This window comes from Microcoleus sp. T2B6, assembly GCF_036700475.1.
Classification (GTDB): Bacteria; Cyanobacteriota; Cyanobacteriia; order Cyanobacteriales; family Microcoleaceae; genus Microcoleus.
The window spans coordinates 50,588-69,892 of the sequence record NZ_JAUBOZ010000017.1; the positions used below are offsets into that span (position 1 = coordinate 50,588).

The 19,305-nt window shown below is 45.0% G+C and carries 16 protein-coding genes; 8 read left to right on the plus strand and 8 right to left on the minus strand.

Annotated elements, in window-relative coordinates; genetic code table 11:
* Window positions 1-3 precede the first annotated feature (3 nt).
* On the plus strand, window positions 4-426 hold the full coding sequence (locus QUA00_RS10255; RefSeq protein ID WP_333141502.1) for a DUF2809 domain-containing protein: 423 nt from the start codon (window positions 4-6) through the stop codon (window positions 424-426).
* 158 nt (window positions 427-584) lie between these two features.
* Here the strand turns inward: QUA00_RS10255 and QUA00_RS10260 are convergent, their stop codons facing one another.
* Complete coding sequence (locus QUA00_RS10260; RefSeq protein WP_333141504.1) at window positions 585-1,013, minus strand: DUF202 domain-containing protein; 429 nt, start codon at window positions 1,011-1,013, stop codon at window positions 585-587.
* Window positions 1,014-1,371: 358 nt separating this feature from the next.
* Here QUA00_RS10260 and QUA00_RS10265 point away from each other — a divergent pair, with 358 nt between their 5' ends.
* Entirely contained in the window at window positions 1,372-2,256 is an 885-nt protein-coding gene (locus QUA00_RS10265) for an FkbM family methyltransferase (RefSeq protein ID WP_333409527.1), read from the plus strand.
* A 267-nt stretch (window positions 2,257-2,523) separates the two neighbouring features.
* Here QUA00_RS10265 and QUA00_RS10270 read toward each other — a convergent pair whose 3' ends face one another.
* From QUA00_RS10270 to QUA00_RS10280, 3 genes are all read right to left on the minus strand, one after another.
* Complete coding sequence (locus QUA00_RS10270; RefSeq protein ID WP_333409528.1) at window positions 2,524-3,939, minus strand: LCP family protein; 1,416 nt, start codon at window positions 3,937-3,939, stop codon at window positions 2,524-2,526.
* 104 nt (window positions 3,940-4,043) lie between these two features.
* On the minus strand, window positions 4,044-4,418 hold the full coding sequence (locus QUA00_RS10275; RefSeq protein ID WP_172192965.1) for a hypothetical protein: 375 nt from the start codon (window positions 4,416-4,418) through the stop codon (window positions 4,044-4,046).
* 124 nt (window positions 4,419-4,542) lie between these two features.
* Complete coding sequence (locus tag QUA00_RS10280; RefSeq protein ID WP_333105380.1) at window positions 4,543-4,665, minus strand: hypothetical protein; 123 nt, start codon at window positions 4,663-4,665, stop codon at window positions 4,543-4,545.
* Between QUA00_RS10280 and rpe the strand changes: the two genes are divergently transcribed.
* Both rpe and QUA00_RS10290 read left to right on the plus strand, forming a co-directional pair.
* Window positions 4,664-5,365, plus strand: a complete 702-nt coding sequence (rpe, locus tag QUA00_RS10285; RefSeq protein WP_190744589.1) for a ribulose-phosphate 3-epimerase — start codon at window positions 4,664-4,666, stop codon at window positions 5,363-5,365. The genes QUA00_RS10280 and rpe overlap by 2 nt on opposite strands.
* A 308-nt stretch (window positions 5,366-5,673) precedes the next feature.
* Complete coding sequence (locus QUA00_RS10290) at window positions 5,674-6,480, plus strand: Uma2 family endonuclease (protein ID WP_333409529.1); 807 nt, start codon at window positions 5,674-5,676, stop codon at window positions 6,478-6,480.
* A gap of 413 nt (window positions 6,481-6,893) precedes the next feature.
* On the opposite strand, the gene QUA00_RS10295 is transcribed toward QUA00_RS10290, so the two are convergent.
* Window positions 6,894-7,955: a Fic family protein gene (locus tag QUA00_RS10295; RefSeq protein WP_333409530.1), complete on the minus strand. Its 1,062-nt coding sequence runs from the start codon at window positions 7,953-7,955 to the stop codon at window positions 6,894-6,896.
* Window positions 7,956-8,556: 601 nt separating this feature from the next.
* On the opposite strand from QUA00_RS10295, the gene QUA00_RS10300 reads away from it, so the two are divergent.
* The 3 genes from QUA00_RS10300 (at window position 8,557) to QUA00_RS10310 (ending at window position 11,948) form a co-directional block, all read left to right on the plus strand.
* Window positions 8,557-9,042 (plus strand): hypothetical protein, encoded by a 486-nt coding sequence (locus QUA00_RS10300; RefSeq protein WP_333409531.1) that lies wholly within the window; start codon window positions 8,557-8,559, stop codon window positions 9,040-9,042.
* Window positions 9,043-9,134: 92 nt separating this feature from the next.
* Window positions 9,135-11,132, plus strand: a complete 1,998-nt coding sequence (locus tag QUA00_RS10305; protein ID WP_333409532.1) for a hypothetical protein — start codon at window positions 9,135-9,137, stop codon at window positions 11,130-11,132.
* Between the two features lie 291 nt (window positions 11,133-11,423).
* Window positions 11,424-11,948, plus strand: a complete 525-nt coding sequence (locus QUA00_RS10310; RefSeq protein WP_333409533.1) for a hypothetical protein — start codon at window positions 11,424-11,426, stop codon at window positions 11,946-11,948.
* Between the two features lie 550 nt (window positions 11,949-12,498).
* Here the strand turns inward: QUA00_RS10310 and QUA00_RS10315 are convergent.
* From QUA00_RS10315 to QUA00_RS10325, 3 genes are all read right to left on the minus strand, one after another.
* Window positions 12,499-12,744: a hypothetical protein gene (locus tag QUA00_RS10315; protein ID WP_333409534.1), complete on the minus strand. Its 246-nt coding sequence runs from the start codon at window positions 12,742-12,744 to the stop codon at window positions 12,499-12,501.
* A gap of 65 nt (window positions 12,745-12,809) precedes the next feature.
* On the minus strand, window positions 12,810-17,570 hold the full coding sequence (locus QUA00_RS10320) for a DUF4347 domain-containing protein (RefSeq protein ID WP_333409535.1): 4,761 nt from the start codon (window positions 17,568-17,570) through the stop codon (window positions 12,810-12,812).
* 314 nt (window positions 17,571-17,884) lie between these two features.
* On the minus strand, window positions 17,885-18,667 hold the full coding sequence (locus QUA00_RS10325) for a thioredoxin domain-containing protein (RefSeq protein WP_333409536.1): 783 nt from the start codon (window positions 18,665-18,667) through the stop codon (window positions 17,885-17,887).
* Between the two features lie 481 nt (window positions 18,668-19,148).
* Here QUA00_RS10325 and QUA00_RS10330 point away from each other — a divergent pair, with 481 nt between their 5' ends.
* The gene (locus tag QUA00_RS10330; RefSeq protein ID WP_333409537.1) at window positions 19,149-19,301 is read left to right on the plus strand and encodes a hypothetical protein; all 153 of its coding nucleotides are present in this window, start codon (window positions 19,149-19,151) and stop codon (window positions 19,299-19,301) included.
* Window positions 19,302-19,305 lie beyond the last annotated feature (4 nt).

Below are 19,305 nucleotides of genomic sequence, written 5' to 3' on the forward strand. Positions count from 1 at the left end.
TCAATGACTTCCCCAATTTCTCCCCATCACCGTTTTTTCAAATATCGAGTTGCTCTGCTAATCAGCATTACTGTCATTATCCCTTTAGGTTACGTAGTGAGATTTTCTCGCGGCCCTGCACCGGAATGGTTCAACGACTCTTTTGGGAGCATAGCTTATGAGGTATTTTGGATTTTGCTGGTAGTTCTGATATTGCCGCGATTTTCGCAAATTAGGGCGGCTGTAGCTGTGTGTCTAGCTACCTGCGGAGTAGAGTTTCTCCAACTGTGGACTCCTCCGTGTCTACAAGCAATGCGAGCTACTTTACCAGGAAGGCTGATTTTGGGAAATCACTTTAGTTGGTCAGATTTTATCTCTTATTTTGTGGGGAGTTTTTTAGGTTGGTTGTGGGTGCGATGGCTTCATTTCACTTGCTTCCGCTTGTAAGTTGTACTGCATTTAAATTGTATATTTCCATGACCAGAGCCAAAATCGTCAAATCCTCTCCCCATCAGCTCCTTTAAGACTATAGACAATCTAGATGCACAAAAGCTTAATGATATGGTTGCGGTTATTTTCACTCAATTATAAGCAATCGGATTAACTTAGAATTGAGAGTTTTTAGGAGTTGAAGTGGGAGCTATATTTCCGCGATCGCGCCACAGCAACAAGGGAATGCTTAACGTTCCTAAAATCATTACAACTCCAGTCAGAATCCAAACTAGCACACGATTTGGGCGATAATCACCTCGCTCAATTTGCCAGAATACTCGATTATAACGCCATGCTGCTAAGGCAATCACCGCAATTCCAAAAACGACCAGACTCAGCCCTAAAGTTTCGGAGTTGAAGAAGGGAGGGGAGGAAACTTCTTGCTGAGTCACTGTAGCTTGAAATTGACGGAGAAATAAACTGAACCGACTGATCGCAAACCCAAAACCAATTAAAGCGAGTGAAGTTCGTAACCATGCAAGAAACGTGCGTTCATTTGCTTGATGTTCCCGCTGTCGGTCTATTTTAGGCTCCTTGTTCATCAACCCTACCTTTATAAAATATCTTAGGCTTTCCCTGGTAGATTATTGTTTCACTTGTGATTGCGGAGGGAAGTATCGGTATTGCGATCGTGATTCATTATCACCAAAAAAGATAGTATCATAGGAATAGCGCAGAAACCGGTTTTTTTTAGGAAAAGACTGTGTTATAGCCTTTAATCCCGGTAAAAAACCTTCCAGGCATCCGAGTGGGCAAGTCCTGATTCCTGACTGATGACTCCGACTAAAAAAAAACCGGGTTTTTGGGTCAGAGATTTTCATCGTTCCTTGAGATTTGCGATATAATCCTTATGACATTAAATTGAATAGCAATTTTTCTCCATAAATGAACCATCAACCCATGAATATTTTTCTTAACTGGACCAGAAAATTTACCCAATTTGCATACCAACATCCACCTTTGGGTTATTTAGGGGAATTAACCCGTAAACTCTATCCTCAACCCACTCAACCCGTAGTTATTGATGATTTTGATCGCAATCTTTACTTTACTTGCGATCTCAAGAGTTATATTTGTAACGAAATCTTTTGGCGAGGTTTCTATTCCTATCATCAGTGCAATTTTTTAGAGAATATTCTCAAACCGGAGATGGTTTTTATGGATGTGGGAGCCAATCACGGGGAATTTACTTGCTTCGCTGCTAAACGATTAACTTCGGGTTCTGTGATTGCCTTTGAACCTGTTAGTACAACTTTTGAAAAGTTATCCTCTAATGTTAAAATGAATCAATGGAATCACGTTCAACTCGTACAAAAAGGTTTGAGCGATCGAGTGGGTAAACTGCCTATCTACATCTCAATGGAAAAAGAAAAACATTATAATTTGCATAATGAAGGAGTAGCCACAATTTACCCCGATCAAAATTATACAGAATGCTTAGGAGAAATTGAGTTAACGACTTTAGATCGTTGGATGGAAGAAAATCCTCAAATCCAACGTCTAGATGTCATGAAAATCGATATTGAGGGGGCTGAATTAGATGCTTTAAAAGGCGGAGAAAAAACCCTGGCGAAATTTCGTCCCCTAATTTTAATGGAAATTAACCAGAAAACTATAAGAGCTGCGGGTTTGACCTCAAAATACTTACTAGACTATATGAATAATATGGGATATCACTATGAATTAATTTACCGAGATAGTCTGTATACAAAAGGTGGTCAAACCTTAAAAATTTCGGAAGATGAATTAAGTGAAATAGACGATTTAATCTTCTATCCTAAATGAATTGATGTTTAAGGTTTTTGGGCAAAGAGCAACCTTGACCTTTGAATTTATGAGGAATAAAGCAGAAACAGGCCAGGGTGGAAATCACGGGATATGCTGTATATTCTACCTGTTTTCTCTCTTGTTCAGTGATAACACTGATGATAAGATAGTGCTGGGTCCCTACAAATACCAAATTAAAAAAGCGATCGCCTCCCTCTCTATCAACAGAAAAGAAGAGGACACAGCATTGCTGTGTCCCTACAAATACCCCAGTTAAATCCCCGTTTAAAAAGACTTAGCCGCACCGCCGGACTGAGCCTTTTTCTGCAACCAATCCTTACCCAATCTAATTGTCACGTCGGACTGCAAAGAACCGGTACTCTCAACCAGCACATCTCCAAAACCCAAAAACTGGCGAATCGCTTGAGCACCTTTAATATCGCCCTGTTGAGCTACTAGAGTAGTTACCTCCAGCGGTTCGGGCCAAGCTTTATAAACCTGAACATTCCGATAACCGGCTTGAGTCAAATTATTGACAAAAGCTTCAACCGCCGAGGGATCTCCGGTACTATCTTGAATCGCCACATTCAGAAAAGTCGAATCAGCATTCTCAATTGTCCAAGTATTTTGGCCGAAGTCAAAATGTTCCGCCACCATAGTTTCGATGGCATATTGGTCGGGCAACCAAAAACTTGCCTTGTAGTCCTTAGCATCGCTAAATTTGCCGGGAACCATTAACATCTGCACGCCAGCGCGATCGGTTTGAGTAGCAAAACCAGCCAAAGCCACCAATTCTTCGATACTCAAATTCGTGTCAAGGTGAGACTGAATCACCGACAAAATCTTCGGTAGTCGAGACAGCAAACCTACATTAACTTCCTGTTCCACAAAAGCCCGCATCAACAATTGTTGGCGCTGCACCCGCCCGATGTCGCCCAAATCGTCGTGCCGGTAAAGCAAATATTGCACGATTTGTTCGCCGTTTAGTTTCTGCTTGCCAGCCTTTAAATCTATATATAAATGCTGGCTTTCATCGGTATACTTCATGTCTTTAGGGACATTAATAGTAATGCCACCCAGGGCATCTACCAAACTTTTTATGCCATGAATATTAACTGTGACGTAGCGGTCAATTCCCACACCGCCCAGGAGTCCGCTGACTGACTTCGCTGACGAAGCCGGGCCACCGTAGTAATTAGCTTCGTTGATTTTCACGACACCCCTGCCTTCAACATAGGTGCGGGTGTCTCGCGGAATGGAAAGCACGCTTAACTTTTTATTTTGGGGGTCAAACCTAACCAACAGCATGGTATCGGTTAACCCCTTAAAGGAGTTTTCCCAAACCTCGTGTCCGACATTTTTGTTGACACTTCCTTCGATGTCAGAGGTCAGAACTTTAAGTCCTAAAACTAAAATATTAACTGGCCGAGTCAGCTCCGGCATCTTCATGTTGAGCTTTGCCATGTCGCCTTGAGAAAATACTGCTGCTTCTTCAGGGCTCAACTTTTGTTGCTGAAGCGGCGTTGTAGAAAGGGAGACGGCTAGCAATGCTCCGGCTGTGGCTGAGAGCATGGCTACTCCAGCCAAACCAAAACCAAAACCCAGCCAGCGGCCTCGATGGGGCTGGGAAGCTTTTTTGGTTGCAGGTTGAGCAGTTGATTGTTGGATAGGGTCTTGATTAGGAATTTTTTGAGCTGGCACTGGCTTCCTCACACACAACAAAAATAAAAAAGATAATGGCAATATGTAGTATCAAGCTGAAGACGCACTCAATCAATAGGGTAAGGGCTTAAAAAAACCCTAAATTATGATAAATGTTTGCCCACCACTTGCTCGGCTACGCGGCTAATTCCGGGCAACCATAGCGGTTGACGCTTCCAGAGGCGAACCATCAGTCCCAGAGCAACGATGAAATAGCTGGTTGTTAGCAGGCTACTCATTAATAACATGGGAAGTGTCGGAGATTCCGCAGAAATCGCTCCAGCTTCTAAAAGAATATGTCCTAAGAGCCAACTAAAAGCAAGGGCAATTGCCAAGCGGCTGATGGCTTTGCGTTCGGGACTACCCTGACGGCGGTAAAGAGTCCACAGGGCGGGGAAAAAGCCGATGACTGGGATCATTAATACAAACAGACTGGCACGATCGAGTTCAGGATTTTCTAAGGGATCTGTATTTTTCATAATTCGCTACTCAAAATTTGCAGAAGGTCGGATTTTGCACAAAAGTTATTTGTTAGAGGGAAAATTAATATCCTAAACCAAAATTCCCAGAGCTGGGCTGGGGCGCGATCGCCAAACTTGTCTGTCACAGGCCAAATTTTTCTGCCCTCCCAATCTCGCGATCGATCGTTGGCAACTTTTCGACCCGGAGACCCGTATTTTGATAAACTGGATACAGCACAGCAGTCAGGAGAACAGACTTAGCCATGACCCAATCCCAAAAACCCATCGTTATTGCTCCATCCATATTATCAGCCGATTTTAGCCGTCTTGGAGAAGAGATTCAGGCTGTCGATCGAGCTGGGGCTGACTGGATTCACGTAGATGTGATGGACGGTCGCTTTGTTCCTAATATTACTATCGGGCCGCTGATTGTTGAGGCAATTCGCCCCGTTACTACCAAGGTGATCGATGTCCACTTGATGATTGTGGAGCCGGAGAAGTACGTCGAGGACTTCGCTAAGGCTGGTGCTGACATTATTTCGGTTCACGCGGAACACAATGCTTCGCCTCACTTGCACCGCACCCTCGGCCAAATTCGGGAATTGGGCAAAATGGCTGGTGTGGTTCTGAATCCTTCGACGCCGCTGGAGTTGATCGAGTACGTGCTGGAACTTTGCGATTTGGTGCTGATTATGAGCGTCAATCCGGGCTTTGGCGGTCAAAGTTTTATCCCGGCTGTTTTGCCGAAAATTCGCCAGTTGCGTAAAATGTGCGACGACAAGGGCCTAGATCCTTGGATTGAGGTAGATGGTGGTTTGAAGGGGAACAATACTTGGCAGGTTCTGGAAGCGGGCGCAAATGCGATCGTCGCTGGTTCTGCTGTGTTTAAGGCGAATGATTACGCAGGGGCGATCGAGGGTATCCGCCACAGCAAGCGTCCGACTCCTGAGTTAGCTGCGGTTTAATCAAAAATTCGATCGTGTCCGGCGAATTACCAAATAATAATAAAAGTGGTTTGAAGTCAGGACGAATAATCTTTATTTAAAAATGGAAGAGCAAATTCTTCCATTTTTTTTGTGGCGATTGAGAAGCGAAAGTATTAGCTAATAGCGAACCTGATATAAATGTCAAATCATCTATAGCCTTTCTCAGAAAGATGGAGTACGCCGAAACCCTGTGTTGTCAAGCTTTTGAAGTTGAATTGTGTACCTCATCTATCCAAGAACCGCTATATCTGGCTGTATAATATAACTAGGTCAAAAATGGAAAAGCAATGACGATCGCCATCACCCGCCATCCAACAAACGAATTAGCCGAACGCGGTTGGCGCACCGAAGAAATCGTCCAATCCGATGGCAGCACGGTTTTCGAGGATATTCCCCTGACCTCTGAAGAATTTCTCCATCCAGAAGAGGGATATCATTTGCCAAATAGCACTTTTCACGATCGCATAGCAGGAGATATTAAAGATATTCTCACTCGCCGCTACGCTAACGATCCAACAACAGCGGTTTTTCGCGATCTCATAGTTCGTTGGGGAATTGCGGATTTGAGAGATCATTGCCCCGATACTTGCGTGGTGTTTGGCATTCAGAATAAAGAGCAGGTACGGACTGAGTTTTTAGTTAACTCTGAAGGTGCGCGTCCATCCTTAATTGTTGAAGTGGTTTCGCCTCGATATCGCAAAGAGGATCGAGAAATCAAAGTCCAACAATACGCGAGGGCCAGCGTACAGGAATATATAATTTTCGATCGGCGGCGCCAGCGAGGTCAAATGCTGGATGAGGTGTTGGGCTACCGTTTAATGGATGGCATCTACGTGCCGATTACTCCCGATGAAGAGGGACGCATTATGTGCGAAACGGTGGGTCTGTGGATGGGATTGCACGACGGCGAGGTGGTGATGGTGGATGCTCAAACTCAAGAGCGCCTGCTCAGATCCACAGAACTCGAAGAGTGGGCGATTCAAGCCCAAGAGCAAGCCTCTCAAGCCGAACAGCGAGCTACTCAAGCCGAGCAGCGAGTTGCCCAATTAGCCGAATTTTTGCGATCGCAGGGTATCGATCCCGATCGAATTTGAGCTTTGGCTGTTGCTTGGAACTGGGGCTTAAACTTATGTAAAAGTATACTAGACCACAATCTAGAGCATCAGTCAAGCACAGCTCAAATTTCCCAGTGCGATCGACCTACATAAATTATCAGTCAAATAGGTATATATGAATTTCGCCGTCAGTTAATCTGTAGGGTGCGTCGCTGCGAAATTTTGAATATAAATTGCTCCTTTACGGGTGGCGACGCACCTTACTTACTAGAAGATTGTGTGTACCACATATAAATGGAATACGTTGTATATCATTCCTGCACAGCAGATCACCTCTGCATTACTCCCGCAAGCAGAATTAACTTTCAAATTGCTAGTTGACAGGTTGCCAATCAAATCCACCCCGATCACACGATCGCAAATGTCCGATGTAGTCCTTTCTAGATAGCAGATTACTCGGCCCACAATCGCGGGAACCATTGCTCGACTGCAATTGTCGGAAATCCCAACCGAACGGCTCCTTTCGGAGAATCCGCGACTAGCAAACCTCGTTCGATTAAACGTTTCAACACCGATCGCGCTTGTCTTTCCCGATACCCCGCGACCGCTGCCGCACGCCCTCGCGCAATTTCTCCCTCCAAAAAAGCTGCTTTCAATAACGCAAAACTTCCTGGCAAGAGCGATCGCTGCTGTACCGCAATCGTCACATTCGCTTCAATTCGATTTAAGAGTTGCGTGGGTTCCAAAAGCTCTGTCATGAAATCAATCTGGTCAATGCAAGTTTCTAGAAAAAACTCGCAAAACTGGACTAATCCCGCGATTGTGAGATTACCTCGACTATCATAATCGTTCAGCCGTTGCAGATCGGCTTGTGCTAGCAGCGATCGATAATCCTGCATTTTCCGCGCCAATCCTCGCGAGACTGACCACAGGCTATTTCCTATTCCGATACGTTGAAAATAAGCATGGGAAAAGAGTCGCACGACTCGCCCATTGCCATCTAAAAATGGATGAATCCAGACAAATCGATGGTGGGCGGCAGCAGCAGCAAGAATTCGATCGACCCCCGAGAGCCGATCGGGGCTATAGACTCGGGCAAAGCGAGCGAGAAACGCGGGTAAAGCATCCGGTGGGGGCGGGATATGGCGACCGATCTGCACGTTCGCCGAACGCCATTCTCCGGGTTGAACGGTGAGCTCTCCAAGCTGCCAAAAGGCTTCCGGCAGGCGCTGATAAAATTCACGATGCAATTGTTGAATGAATTCCGGGCTGACAACATCAAGCGTTTGCCAATTTGGATCGAGATCTAACAGGCTCTGAACTTCGATGTGAGCTTTAGCTTCAAGCTGCAAGTTACGCTGTTCTGGATCGCTAGAAAAGTCTTGTGCCAGAGCGCGTTCGATATCAATTGGTCGGGTGCGATGACCTTCAATCAGATTGCTGTAGTAGCAATTCATCGATCGTACTAAAGCACCGAGCGATCGCCGAACGATCGGATGCAATCCGCGAGTCAACTGCCCCGCTTTCGATGTCAGTAAAACTGCTAAATCTTCTAAGTGCCGAGTCCGCTGAGGATAAACTGGTTCGAGCAGACTTGGTTCGTAATGTCGATAGGGAATTGCTTACCCTGCCATTGTATTGCCGATCTAGAAAGTGGCTGAAATAATCTTATATTCTAGCTTACAGCGTTTATATGCCGAACTTTTTGCCGATCTTTTTGCCGATCGTGTATCCAGTATAAAAGTATCTTTGTCTTGTTCGATCTGCGCGATCGCTCCAACCCATAGCGATTGGCTATTGGCTGAGAAAGAGGAAGCGAGTATCCTTATTATCTCCTTTGAAAATCAAAAAAGTTTGCAAAGTGTCCGGATAGACTCTCATTATCTATGTCTATTTACTTAGAGCAGAAAGATCGTTCTTCAGTATCTACTAAGTAGCAGACGCTGAGAAAAATCGGCTCTCCCTGATGCTTGGTGTAGAATGTAGCGACTGATACGAAATTCATTGGAAATTAACGCTGAAACCTTGATATTGCTATATCATAAGCTTACATTATCACTACAAGTACGGAAGAGCCTTAGTTATCCGGTAAATTTAGTAATCTAACTTAAGTCTATGGAACCATTAACTGCTGGCGCGAGCGCTCTTGTAGCCCTCTTATTAAACAAAACCTTTGAAAAGACAGGTGAAATCATTGTAGCTAAAGCTTTTGAAAAAGGGAACCAAGTGATAGACTCGATGAAAAACCAATCTCCTGATACAGTAAATGCCATAGAAGCAGCGGCGGAAAAAGAAACTTTTACTCTAAGAGAGGATTTTGGTGAAGCCATTTTAGTAGAAATGGTAGAATTAGCTGCTAAAGCAAATCCAGAGATCAAAGCGGCTTTAACAGATTTAGCTATTAAGGTAGAAGAAGCACAAAAAGAAAACGATCATCTCAAGCAAGCGGTACAAGATTTGAGAAAAGCAGTAGAAGAACGACGAAATCAGAATTCAAGCAATCTGAATTCGACGAAGATAGCTGAAACAATCGGTAAGATTGGGACTGTAGTTCAGGGATCTCGTATCAGCACTTTGCATATTAATCAACAGAGATTTTGATTTAAGGATATCTCTTTCAGTCGGTTTTAACCGACTTAATTTATTAGCCCGGAGCTTAAGTTCCGGGCGGTATGCTTCAAACAATAACTGAGATGGTAGTAATTAATCTTAACAAGATGTGTAACAAAAGAGCAAAATATATTGATAATATTGGAATTTTAATCCAAGACTCCGAGATAGGCAAATTCATAATTAATATAAAATTATCGGATATTTTTCCATGTTTATCAGATGAGAAAAAAAAGGAAAATTTCTTGAAAGAAGTGCAGTATGAAGTTGAGAGAAAATTGAATCTATTTAACTATCACGGAAAACTAATTATATTAAAGAAAGAGAATGTTGGCGATGATTTTTTAGTGAATCATCGTGATGGTAGGCAGGAACCAATTACAGATCCAGATTCCCATATTTTCGATATATTTAACTACAAAGATGGGGCTTATCGAAAATTACTGATTGTCGGCGAACCTGGTTCTGGTAAAACTACTACTTTATACGAACTTACTCAAAAGTTGATCGCAGAAGTAGAGGCAGATAAAAAAAAGCCAATTCCAGTAGTTATTGATTTGTTTGACTGGAAAAAAGATAAAGTATCGATGCGCGAGTGGTTAGTAGGGAAACTTAGTCATAAATATCGGTTACAAAAGCGACTATTTAGAAAGTGGTTTGCAGAAGGTGAAATCTTGCCATTATTAGATGGACTCGATGAGGTAAAACCTGAATATCAGCATGATTGCGTTCTCGCGATTAATCAGCTTATGGAAGAAATCAATACACCAAAATATTTAGTAGTATGTTGCCGTATTGATGAATACAAAAGCTTAATTATAAATAACGACTATTCTCAACTCAAATTATTCCAAGCCATTGAGTTGCAAAAATTAACAGTTGGGCAAATAGAGAATTGCCTAAAAGACATTAAAATTAAATTTGATTATACACCAGTGATCGCTGTAATGCGGTACGCTTTAATAAGTCATAAATATTTGATATATTCTCTTCTAGCTGATTCTACTAACCGCTGTCTCTGGGAAATTATTAAAGAGCACGAACATCTCTTAGAACTACTTCGTACTCCCCTAATGTTACATATTGCTATTGAAGTATATAGGAAAATTTCGCTCAATCAATTGAGTCACCCTGATTCCTCTGAAAGACTTCAGCCTTATTTATTTAATCAGTATATCGCTAGCAATCTGCCTCTAGAAAAGATCCCTATGAGGGAGATTGATAGAAATATCAATACTACTTATCTGCTCATCTGGCTCGCTCACAACTTGAAAAAACGCAATCAAAAAGAATTATTGATTGAAGAAATACAACCTAATTGGTTGCCCAAATATCAAATAATCTATCATATTGGTGTAGGCTTGATTCTATCATTATTTTTGTGGATAATTAGCATTTTTCTAGCTCTTATCGTCAAATTAACATTTTTTCATTACTTGGGATTTTTGATTATTATTCTGAGCAGTACCCTGAATCCAAGCATAACAATAGTTGAGGGTTTTACTAGATCAAAGTGGTCTTTTAAACAAGTAAAAGGGGCATGGATAATTAGTTTATTTGCTGCCTTATGCTTGGGAGTACTGACTTGGATAGACAAGGGAATTGTTGCTGGAGGGAAGGTTTTCTTAATTACGGCAATTGCAGCAACGCTAGTGAGTTTAGCAACTGGATTTACTGGAGTTGCAAAATCGAGAAAAACCTATGCTAACCAAGGCATCAGAAAATCTTGCCAAAATGCTATTATATTTGGATTATGTATAGGAGGAATTAGTACATCAATCTGTATACTGCTAGATATAAGAATTGATGGAACGCTCGATTTCTTAACAGTCGATGCACTCTCTGGGATAATTATCGGACTCATGATTAGTTTATTTATGGGTGGCATAACTTGTATCCAACACTCGATCCTTCGGTTGATTCTCTGTTGCAATGGTTTACCTTGGAACTTTGCTCTTTTCTTGGATTATGCAACCCAAAAGGGTTTTCTTCAGCGAATTAGTGGTAGTTATCAATTCAGACACGATTTACTAAGAGATCACTTTGCTACTGAACTACCCCGTTATCAAAACAACCTATAATCAACCTCTTGCCCAAGTTAATATTTTGCTTTGGGAGAGAGTCGGAGTGGATGGTGCGTTGGCATTAAAGTTAAATTCGTGAAGCAGCACAGGGTAGTAGCAGCAAACAGGTAGGAACATCAGCCACGTCAGTATTGACATTTCATAATTTTTTTTTCTAAATTTGGTTGGGAGAAAAAACACACCAGATTTTTTTATGCTACAATTCGAGGAAAAGCTAAATTTGGCAAACTTAAATACCATAGTAAATTTAGCCACTCAAAAAATATTCAGCCATAAGGAGTGAGCAAGATGAATATCTACAAATACTTCCTACCCATTTTGGCAACAACATTAGTGGTAGGGACTTCAGTACCAGCCTTATCTCATCCCTTTAAGCCAAGGCAAATCCTTCGTGTTGGGCAGCTAGTTACCCGTGTTGGGAAGCCAGTTACCCGTGTTTGGCAGCCAGTTACCCAGTGGTTTCAAAAGAATGATGATTTTGTGGAATTAGTAGCCAAAGAAAACACTAAAACTATCCTGAAAAATATAGGAAAACAATCTTTACAAGATACTATTCCTGCGCCAATTTCTCCACCACAATCTATCAATTCAGCCAATTTCTCCAGCAATGGACAAACACAAGATAATGTACGTCAAAACATTGATCGAGGTGGGGCTGCTGTTGGATCTGCGATTGCAGCAGGCGGGGCAGGTTATAGCCACGTCAGTTCAAACAACAACAACAATTCAAACAACAACAACAAGCAAAATAATGAAAGAAGTTTGAAAAGTATCGTCGCAATCCCAATCTCGTTGATTATGTACTTTTTCTAAGCTCTAATGAAGTTGCGATCGATATCTATCATAAAAATGATGCGCGGGAATGGGTGATTTTGAGCTATCGAGCGGGCGATCGAGTCGAGTTAAAAAGTATCAATTTAAGCTTGCCGAGCGAGCAATTCTATGAAGAGATTATTTTCGATCCACAGCCTTAAATTTCTTCTCAGGAGGGGCGATCGTGCTGATGTGAAATAGAAAAACAAGGAATGGGATCGCGCTTCCTAAAATCCAACCCTCACAAATCGAAGAGACTGCTCAAACCGCAGGCAATTGTAAAATGCGATCGCCGATATTTTAGGTTGGGTTGACGCAGGAACCCTCCGTTTCACTCCGCCCAACACCTTTTTGTACGCTCTGGGACGCGATCGCCAAGTTAGAATGAGAGAGCGCTCGTGGAAACGAGGTCAAATCCATTACAGTTCGACAACCCCGCTATCCTAAAGAAGGATTCGCTCGTCGTGGCAATGAGATTTTCGAGCTGCGCGATCGTGTTAGATATCAATTATTTCGCTAGTTTAAAAAACCTGAATTCTTAACAGCAGGATTAACTTTCAAATTGCCAGTTGACGGGTTGCCACTCAAACCCACCCCGATCGCGCGCGCGTAAATGTCCGAGTCCCCGATAAGGAAAATGATACGCAAACATTAAAGTGCGATCGCTCGCAATTTTTGACAGCACGGCTTGGCGGGTAGTTGAAGCCAGATCTCGATCGGCATCAAAAATCGGCTTCCCACTTGGATTCCACAGGTTAATTGTATGAATCTGAACCGTATCGGCAGTATGCACCATTACAGCATTTCCTGAAGCAATTCTAATCGCAACGTGACCGGGTGTATGACCGCAGGGCTATCGATTTAGACCGCTACAAAATCGGTAACATTAATCAGCCCTGTGGACACATTGCTGAGAGTTGCTAACAGTTGACCGGAACCGGTAACTCGGAGCGAAGTAGAATTATTTTCTACAGTAATGCTCAGTTGCGAGAAACTTAAACCGCCTGTCAAGCCGATCGCATCGCGACCATCTTGAAAGTCTAAAATAGTCTCGCGGCCGTTGTCGATACCTAAGATAAATCGATCGTCCCCAGTACCTCCAATTAAAGTATCATTCCCCTCATCTCCAAATAACCAATCGTCCCCAGCACTACCCAGTAAACTGTCTTCATCCTTGCCACCATAAAGAGTATCGTTTCCAGCATCACCGTTGACGGTATCCTGACCTTCATTGCCAAACAACAAATCGTTGCCCAAACCACCACACATCTGGTCTTGAGCGCCAGCGGAGCCGATCGCCAGAGGGCTGCCAATATCCCCGTACATAGTATCTTCTCCCTCGCCACCACAGAGAGTATCGCTGCCCTCATCCCCAAACAGCACGTCGTTGCCCAAGTCTCCTAGGGCCAAATCATCACCCTTGCCACCACGCACTGTATCGTTTCCATTACCACCAGAAAGGGAATCTTCGGCTTCTTGCCCGTTCAGGTAATCATCGCCACTGAGACCAAATAGCAAATCGCGACCTGTAGAATCGATGTCTAAAGGGTTAAAAGTACCACCGTATAATGTGTCATTACCCTCATCGCCAATTAAAGTATCGCTCTGTTTGTCTCCAAAAATTATGTCGTCATCTTTGCCACCGTAAGCAACATCTTCGTTCTTGCCCCCAAAAATTAAATCATCTTTAGCACCCCCGTGGAGGTAATCATCGCCCTCATTGCCAAACAGCACGTCGCTATCTTTGGCAGAGGGAAGAATGGTTATATTTCCTAGATCAATGCTGAGGTAAGATCCGCCATAAATATTGTCATTGCCAGTGAAGCCAACCTCCAAGTCGTTACCATTTAAGCCGTTGATCTTGTCATTGGTAATGGAACCCTCCAGAATGTCGTCGCTTTCTGTACCGTTGGTGGTGCTATTTGTTTGGTTGGGGCCGCGAATAGCAGTCTGGCTGGGAAAGGTTATCTGCTTGCAAATGCAATCTTCGTCTTGAGTTTCTGGCGTCGGAGTTGTTGTCGGAGTCGGAGTTGTTGTCGGAGTTGGAGTTGTTGTCGGAGTCGGAGTTGTTGTCGGAGTTGGAGTTGTTGTCGGAGTTGGAGTTGTTGTCGGAGTTGGAGTTGTTGTCGGAGTTGTTGTCGGAGTTGTTGTCGGAGTTGGAGTCGGAGTTGGAGTCGGAGTTGGCGTTGTTGTCGGAGTTGGCGTTGTTGTCGGAGTCGGAGTTGTTGTCGGATTCGGAGTGGGAGTCGGCGTTGTTGTCGGAGTTGGCGTTGTTGTCGGAGTCGGAGTTGTTGTCGGATTCGGAGTTGGAGTTGGAGTTGGAGTTGGAGTCGGCGTTGTTGTCGGCGTTGTTGTCGGCGTTGTTGTCGGAGTTGGAGTCGGAGTCGGAGTTGGAGTTGGAGTCGGCGTTGGAGTGGGAGTCGGCGTTGGAGTGGGAGTCGGAGTCGGCGTTGTTGTCGGAGTTGGAGTGGGAGTCGGAGTTGGAGTTGTTATCGGAGTTGGCGTTGTTGTCGGAGTTGGAGTTGGAGTTGTTGTCGGAGTCGGAGTGGGAGTTGGAGTGGGAGTTGGAGTGGGAGTTGGAGTCGGAGTTGGAGTTGTTGTCGGAGTTGGAGTGGGAGTCGGAGTGGGAGTTGGCGTTGGAGCTGGCGTTGGAGTTGGAGTTGGCGTTGGAGTTGGAGTTGGAGTTGTTGTCGGAGTTGGAGTGGGAGTCGGAGTTGGCGTCGGCGTCGGAGTTGGTGACTCCAAGTCGTCATTTGCGATCGTACCTATGCCCGTCGCTTTAGTAATAGTCGCATTGACAGGGGTGCTGAGGTTGACGTTAAACGTTTCGTCAGTTTCAAACTTAGAATCGCCGTTGACAGCAACAGTAATGATTTTTCTCGTTTCCCCGGCATTGAAGGTGACGCTGCCTGTGGCCGCCGCGTAATCGCTATCAGCAGTGTTAGCAGTACCGTCTGAGGTGGCGTAATTGACGGTGACGGGCAAGCTAGAAGCTGCTGAGAGAGTGGCGGTAAAGGTGGCGCTAGCAGTACCCGTATTGCCCTCGGTAACAACTACATCATCGATCGAGATACTAGGGCTATCATCATTAGCGATCGTAGCAGTGGCGGTGCTGGTGGTGACACTCGAACTTTCCGGCGCTGCGGTCAAATTTGGGTTGCTGAGGGTGACGGTAATTGTCTCGTCAGGTTCAACTGCGGTTTCGCCCAAGACATCCACAGCAATAGTTTTAGTTGTTTCGTTGGCGGCAAAGGCGATCGTCCCTGTGGTGGTAGTAGCCCCAGCAGCATTGATAATATTGTAGTCTGCGCCGTTGGTCGCGGTACCAGCGATCGCATAATTTACTGTACTCGCTACCCCCGTGCCACCGCTGCGAGTGACGGTGAAAGTGACGGGTTGAGTGCCGGAATTGCCTTCTGTTAAGGAACCTGTGGCTGGATTTGTGAGTGCGATCGCATAAGCAATCGAGTCATTGGCTGCAATAGTTACCGTAGCATTGCTGCTGGCTGGTGCGATCGCATAATTCCCATTTCCCAAATTCAATCGCAGCGTTTCTGCAACCTCCGGTATTGCGTCATCAAATGGGGTGAGAATCACATCCACAAAGCTTTGCCCGTTGGGAATAGTGACGGGAAAGGTACTGCCCAGATTGTAGTCAGCAGCAACAGCGGTACTACTGCCATCAATCGCGAGATTCACCGTCAAATTACCAACCGTGCTATCACTGCGGCTAACGCGGAAAGTGCCTGGATCAATAGGAGTTTCAGCGGCTGAATTATCCGGCGCGGTGATGCTCACAATAATCTGCTGTACTTCAACAGCGCCGATGTCAACAGCACTGCCAGAAGGCCGAGTTAAGCCACGCTGATCCGTAGCAGGTGCCGCGCTGTTACCCCTGTCAAGAGCAGGGCTTCCAGGGAGTAAGACGTGAGTCTCCGTTGGGCCGCCGTTATTTGTCAGTGCTCCGAGATTCGGATTGATGGGAGTGCCAGCAGTGCCTACTAGATCGCCATTAACACCGTTTGTGAAGCCAGCACCAGTACCGTTGCCAATTAAGTTATTGCCCTCACTCGTAAATGTGCCGTCTACATCGGGGTTTAACGGAGCCGTATTCCCAGCTATGATGGTGTTGCGAATGTTTGCTGTAGCGGTGTTGAAGATGCCGCCGCCTTGGTTCGTTGCACTATTGAGAGTCAGAGTGCTACTTCTGAGATCCAGCGTACCGCCATTTCTGATCGCGCCAAAGTTAGTTGCCGTGTTGCCAGAAAACGTGCTGTTGGTAATGGTTGCCGCGCCACTGTTGACGATCGCACCTCCATTTTGTGCAGCCTGATTGCTGCTAAACGTGCTGCTGGTGACACTCAATGGCTGGGCGTCGTTTCTGAGCGCACCGCCATCAGCCGCCGAAATGTTGTTAGTGAAAGTGCTATTGAGAATGCTCAGCAGTTCGCCCCCGCCTCTGTGGTAGATAGCGCCGCCACCGTCAGCGTTTTGTGCACTATTACCAGTAAAGGTGTTGCCAGTAATGTTTACCTCACCGCCGTAGATCGAGATGGCACCGCCGCCTTGACTGTTCGCAGTCGCCGTGTTTTCGGTGAAAGAGCTGTCAACAATGGTTACAATACCTCCATACTGCCCGATCGCGCCACCACCGAAATTGTTGACTGTATTGGCAGTAAAGCTGGAACCGGTTATTGTCACTGTGCCGCCGTTGTTGAACAGGGCACCGCCAAGCCCAGCAGTGTTGCTCAAAAAGTTAACGTTGGTGAGGTTCAGGATAACGCCGAAGCCGTTATTAATCCCACCGCCGCTGCCAGCTGTATTAGCGTTAGCAAAGGTGAGGTTAGAAATGCTAACAGGGCCGTTATTAGTGCTAAGTATCTGCACTGCACTGTTACCGCTAACTGTCAAAGTAGCTGCGACTGGGCCGTTCAGACTGACACTTTCATTAATAGTTGGCAGCGTCGTCGCGAGGGTAATTGTGCCCGTAATACCAGTCAGGTCAATAATATCTGCGCCTGCGGTAGCATTCGCTTGGGTAATCGCATCTCGCAGCGATCCTAAGCCGGAGTCGTTGGTGCTGGTGACTGCAAAAGAAGCTAAAACGCGATCGTAACTTGCGATCGCCTCTTGGGTGAATGCCAAAGCGGTCTCTATCGAACCAATTGTTACTTCTAAATCCCAGTCACCGCCTAATGCAGCACTTCCTGTCAGGTTTTTGGAAGCAGCGATGTCTGCACCTGTGAGTTGATGGAGGCGTTGCAAGAACGATCGCCCCGCTATCGGTGGGGCGATTTCTGCCGCCACGTTGCAACCGTACAGGAGGATATCGGCGTTAGGGGTTAAGGCCTTTTTCCACTGCTGAAGTCGATCGCCATATTCGTCTAGGTTGTCAGAATTTAGCTGAATTGACCCCAGTTGCAAATTTCCAGGCCCGCCGTGAGAAACAATATGAACAGCGGAAATATCGGTGTAGCTAGCTAATAACTCTGTAATTTGCTCGACTCCATCCCCCGCCCGATCAAGTATAAATATCTTTTTCCTTGGTTCGGCGCTTGCTGCAAGGCGTTGATAATCTTCAACAGTTGGGTCAATGACAACTATTTGTGTAATTTTTTCCATGATCGATTTTCCTCGTAGATGCAAGGGAAATGGAGCTTAAAAGCGGCGATCGTCTTGCCAAAAGAATTCAAATTAGTATGGACAAATAATCATTTGAATCCACTAGCTCGGTCTTGGAAAGCTTGTAAAAGGCAAGATATAATGCTTAAGTCATAAGCAGCTTAGAGTCTTAGTAAGACAACACAAGGAGCAAATTTGTTCCCAATCGTAAAAATTAGTCAGTAAATATAGCGATCGACCCGATCGCGCATTCGAGCCCCGACTTCTTTAAGAAATCGGGGCTCTGGGGGTTCTGTTTGTTCAGGTGGGCTTACTTATTTGGAGATACTAGCGAGAATGCTTTCCATATCAGAAAGCTCGACCGCCCCGGAGAAAGTTTTGCCGTTCATAATAAAGAAGGGAGTCCCTTCAATGCCCAGTTGTTGAGCGAGTTGCACGTCTTTGGCAATGGCGGCTTCTGCAGCGGGGCTGTTGCGATCGGTGTTGAATTTATCTAATTTTAGATTGAGCTTTTGGGCGATCGATCCGTACAATGGTTCGCCTAACTGTTTCTGCCCTTCAAACAAAGCGCTGTAATATTCCCAGAATTTGCCCTGCTGCCCAGCAGCCCAAGCTGCTTTAGCTGCTGGCAGCGCTTGAGGGTGAATAGAAGTCAAGGGAAAATGCTTGTAAGCTAAAGTAACTTTGTCCTGGTGTTTTGCCATAAACTGCTTGACTGTATCGTGAGCGCGCGCGCAAAACGGACATTGAAAGTCAGAGAATTCTAAAAGTACAATTTGCTGGGAAGGTGAGCCCGTGGTGGGAGAATCCCCGATCGAAGATTTGGGATTAGTTTTCATCTCCTGCAAAAATGACTGCTGCGCTGCTTTGAGAGACTGCTGCTGCTGTTGCTGGTACGCTTGTACCGACTCTAAAATTGCTTGCGGGTTTTCGCGGATCACCTGCAAGACTTGCTCTTTGAACTTGGGATCGACTGAATTGCCAGCCGCTGACTGGGCGGGGGAACAACCGATAAATACAAGGCAACCTGCGAGGATTGCAGCCAAGCAGAAGGCTTGCTGGCTGCGGAGTTTTCGCCAAATAGTGGATAAGTTCATCTTTTTTTTCTGATTCACGACAACACTTAATCCTACATTTAATTTGGCGGAGTGTCAGGTATACCGCTGTTGACTGCTGTGCAGTTATTTTTAGCTTTAAGCAATAATTAGTAATTCGTAATCGGTAATTGGCAAGGTTTTTTACTTACCGGAACCGCTAGGAACCCAATAATTAAGATTTAAACAATCGGGATTTAGTATTATAATCTTATGTTTCCTCGAACGACCGCCATCAAAGATGTTTGTAGTGAGGACTAAATTTTGAGTTAGTTTTATGATGACTAAAATCCTCCATAAAAACGCGATCGCGGTTATTTTACTACCGGACTCGATATAATATCTAGTGCGATCGATTGACCATAATATCCCGGCAGGGCGGGTTTTTGAGATTGTCAATTATTGGCAGATATGGTTCGTGAACCCGCCCCTACCTGATTTCGGGTGAAGCGAAGCGGAGGGAATTGACGGGAGCATCTCACCTTTGCAGCCCTCCGCTAGAAATTGGAGTTTTGAGGCAGGAGGCAGGAGGCAGGAGGCAGAAGGAAAGAGGCAGAAGGGAAGAGGCAGAAGGAAAGAGGCAGAAGGAAGGAGCCAGAAGAAGTATTTTTACAAATATGAGATGCTCCCGAATTGACGGG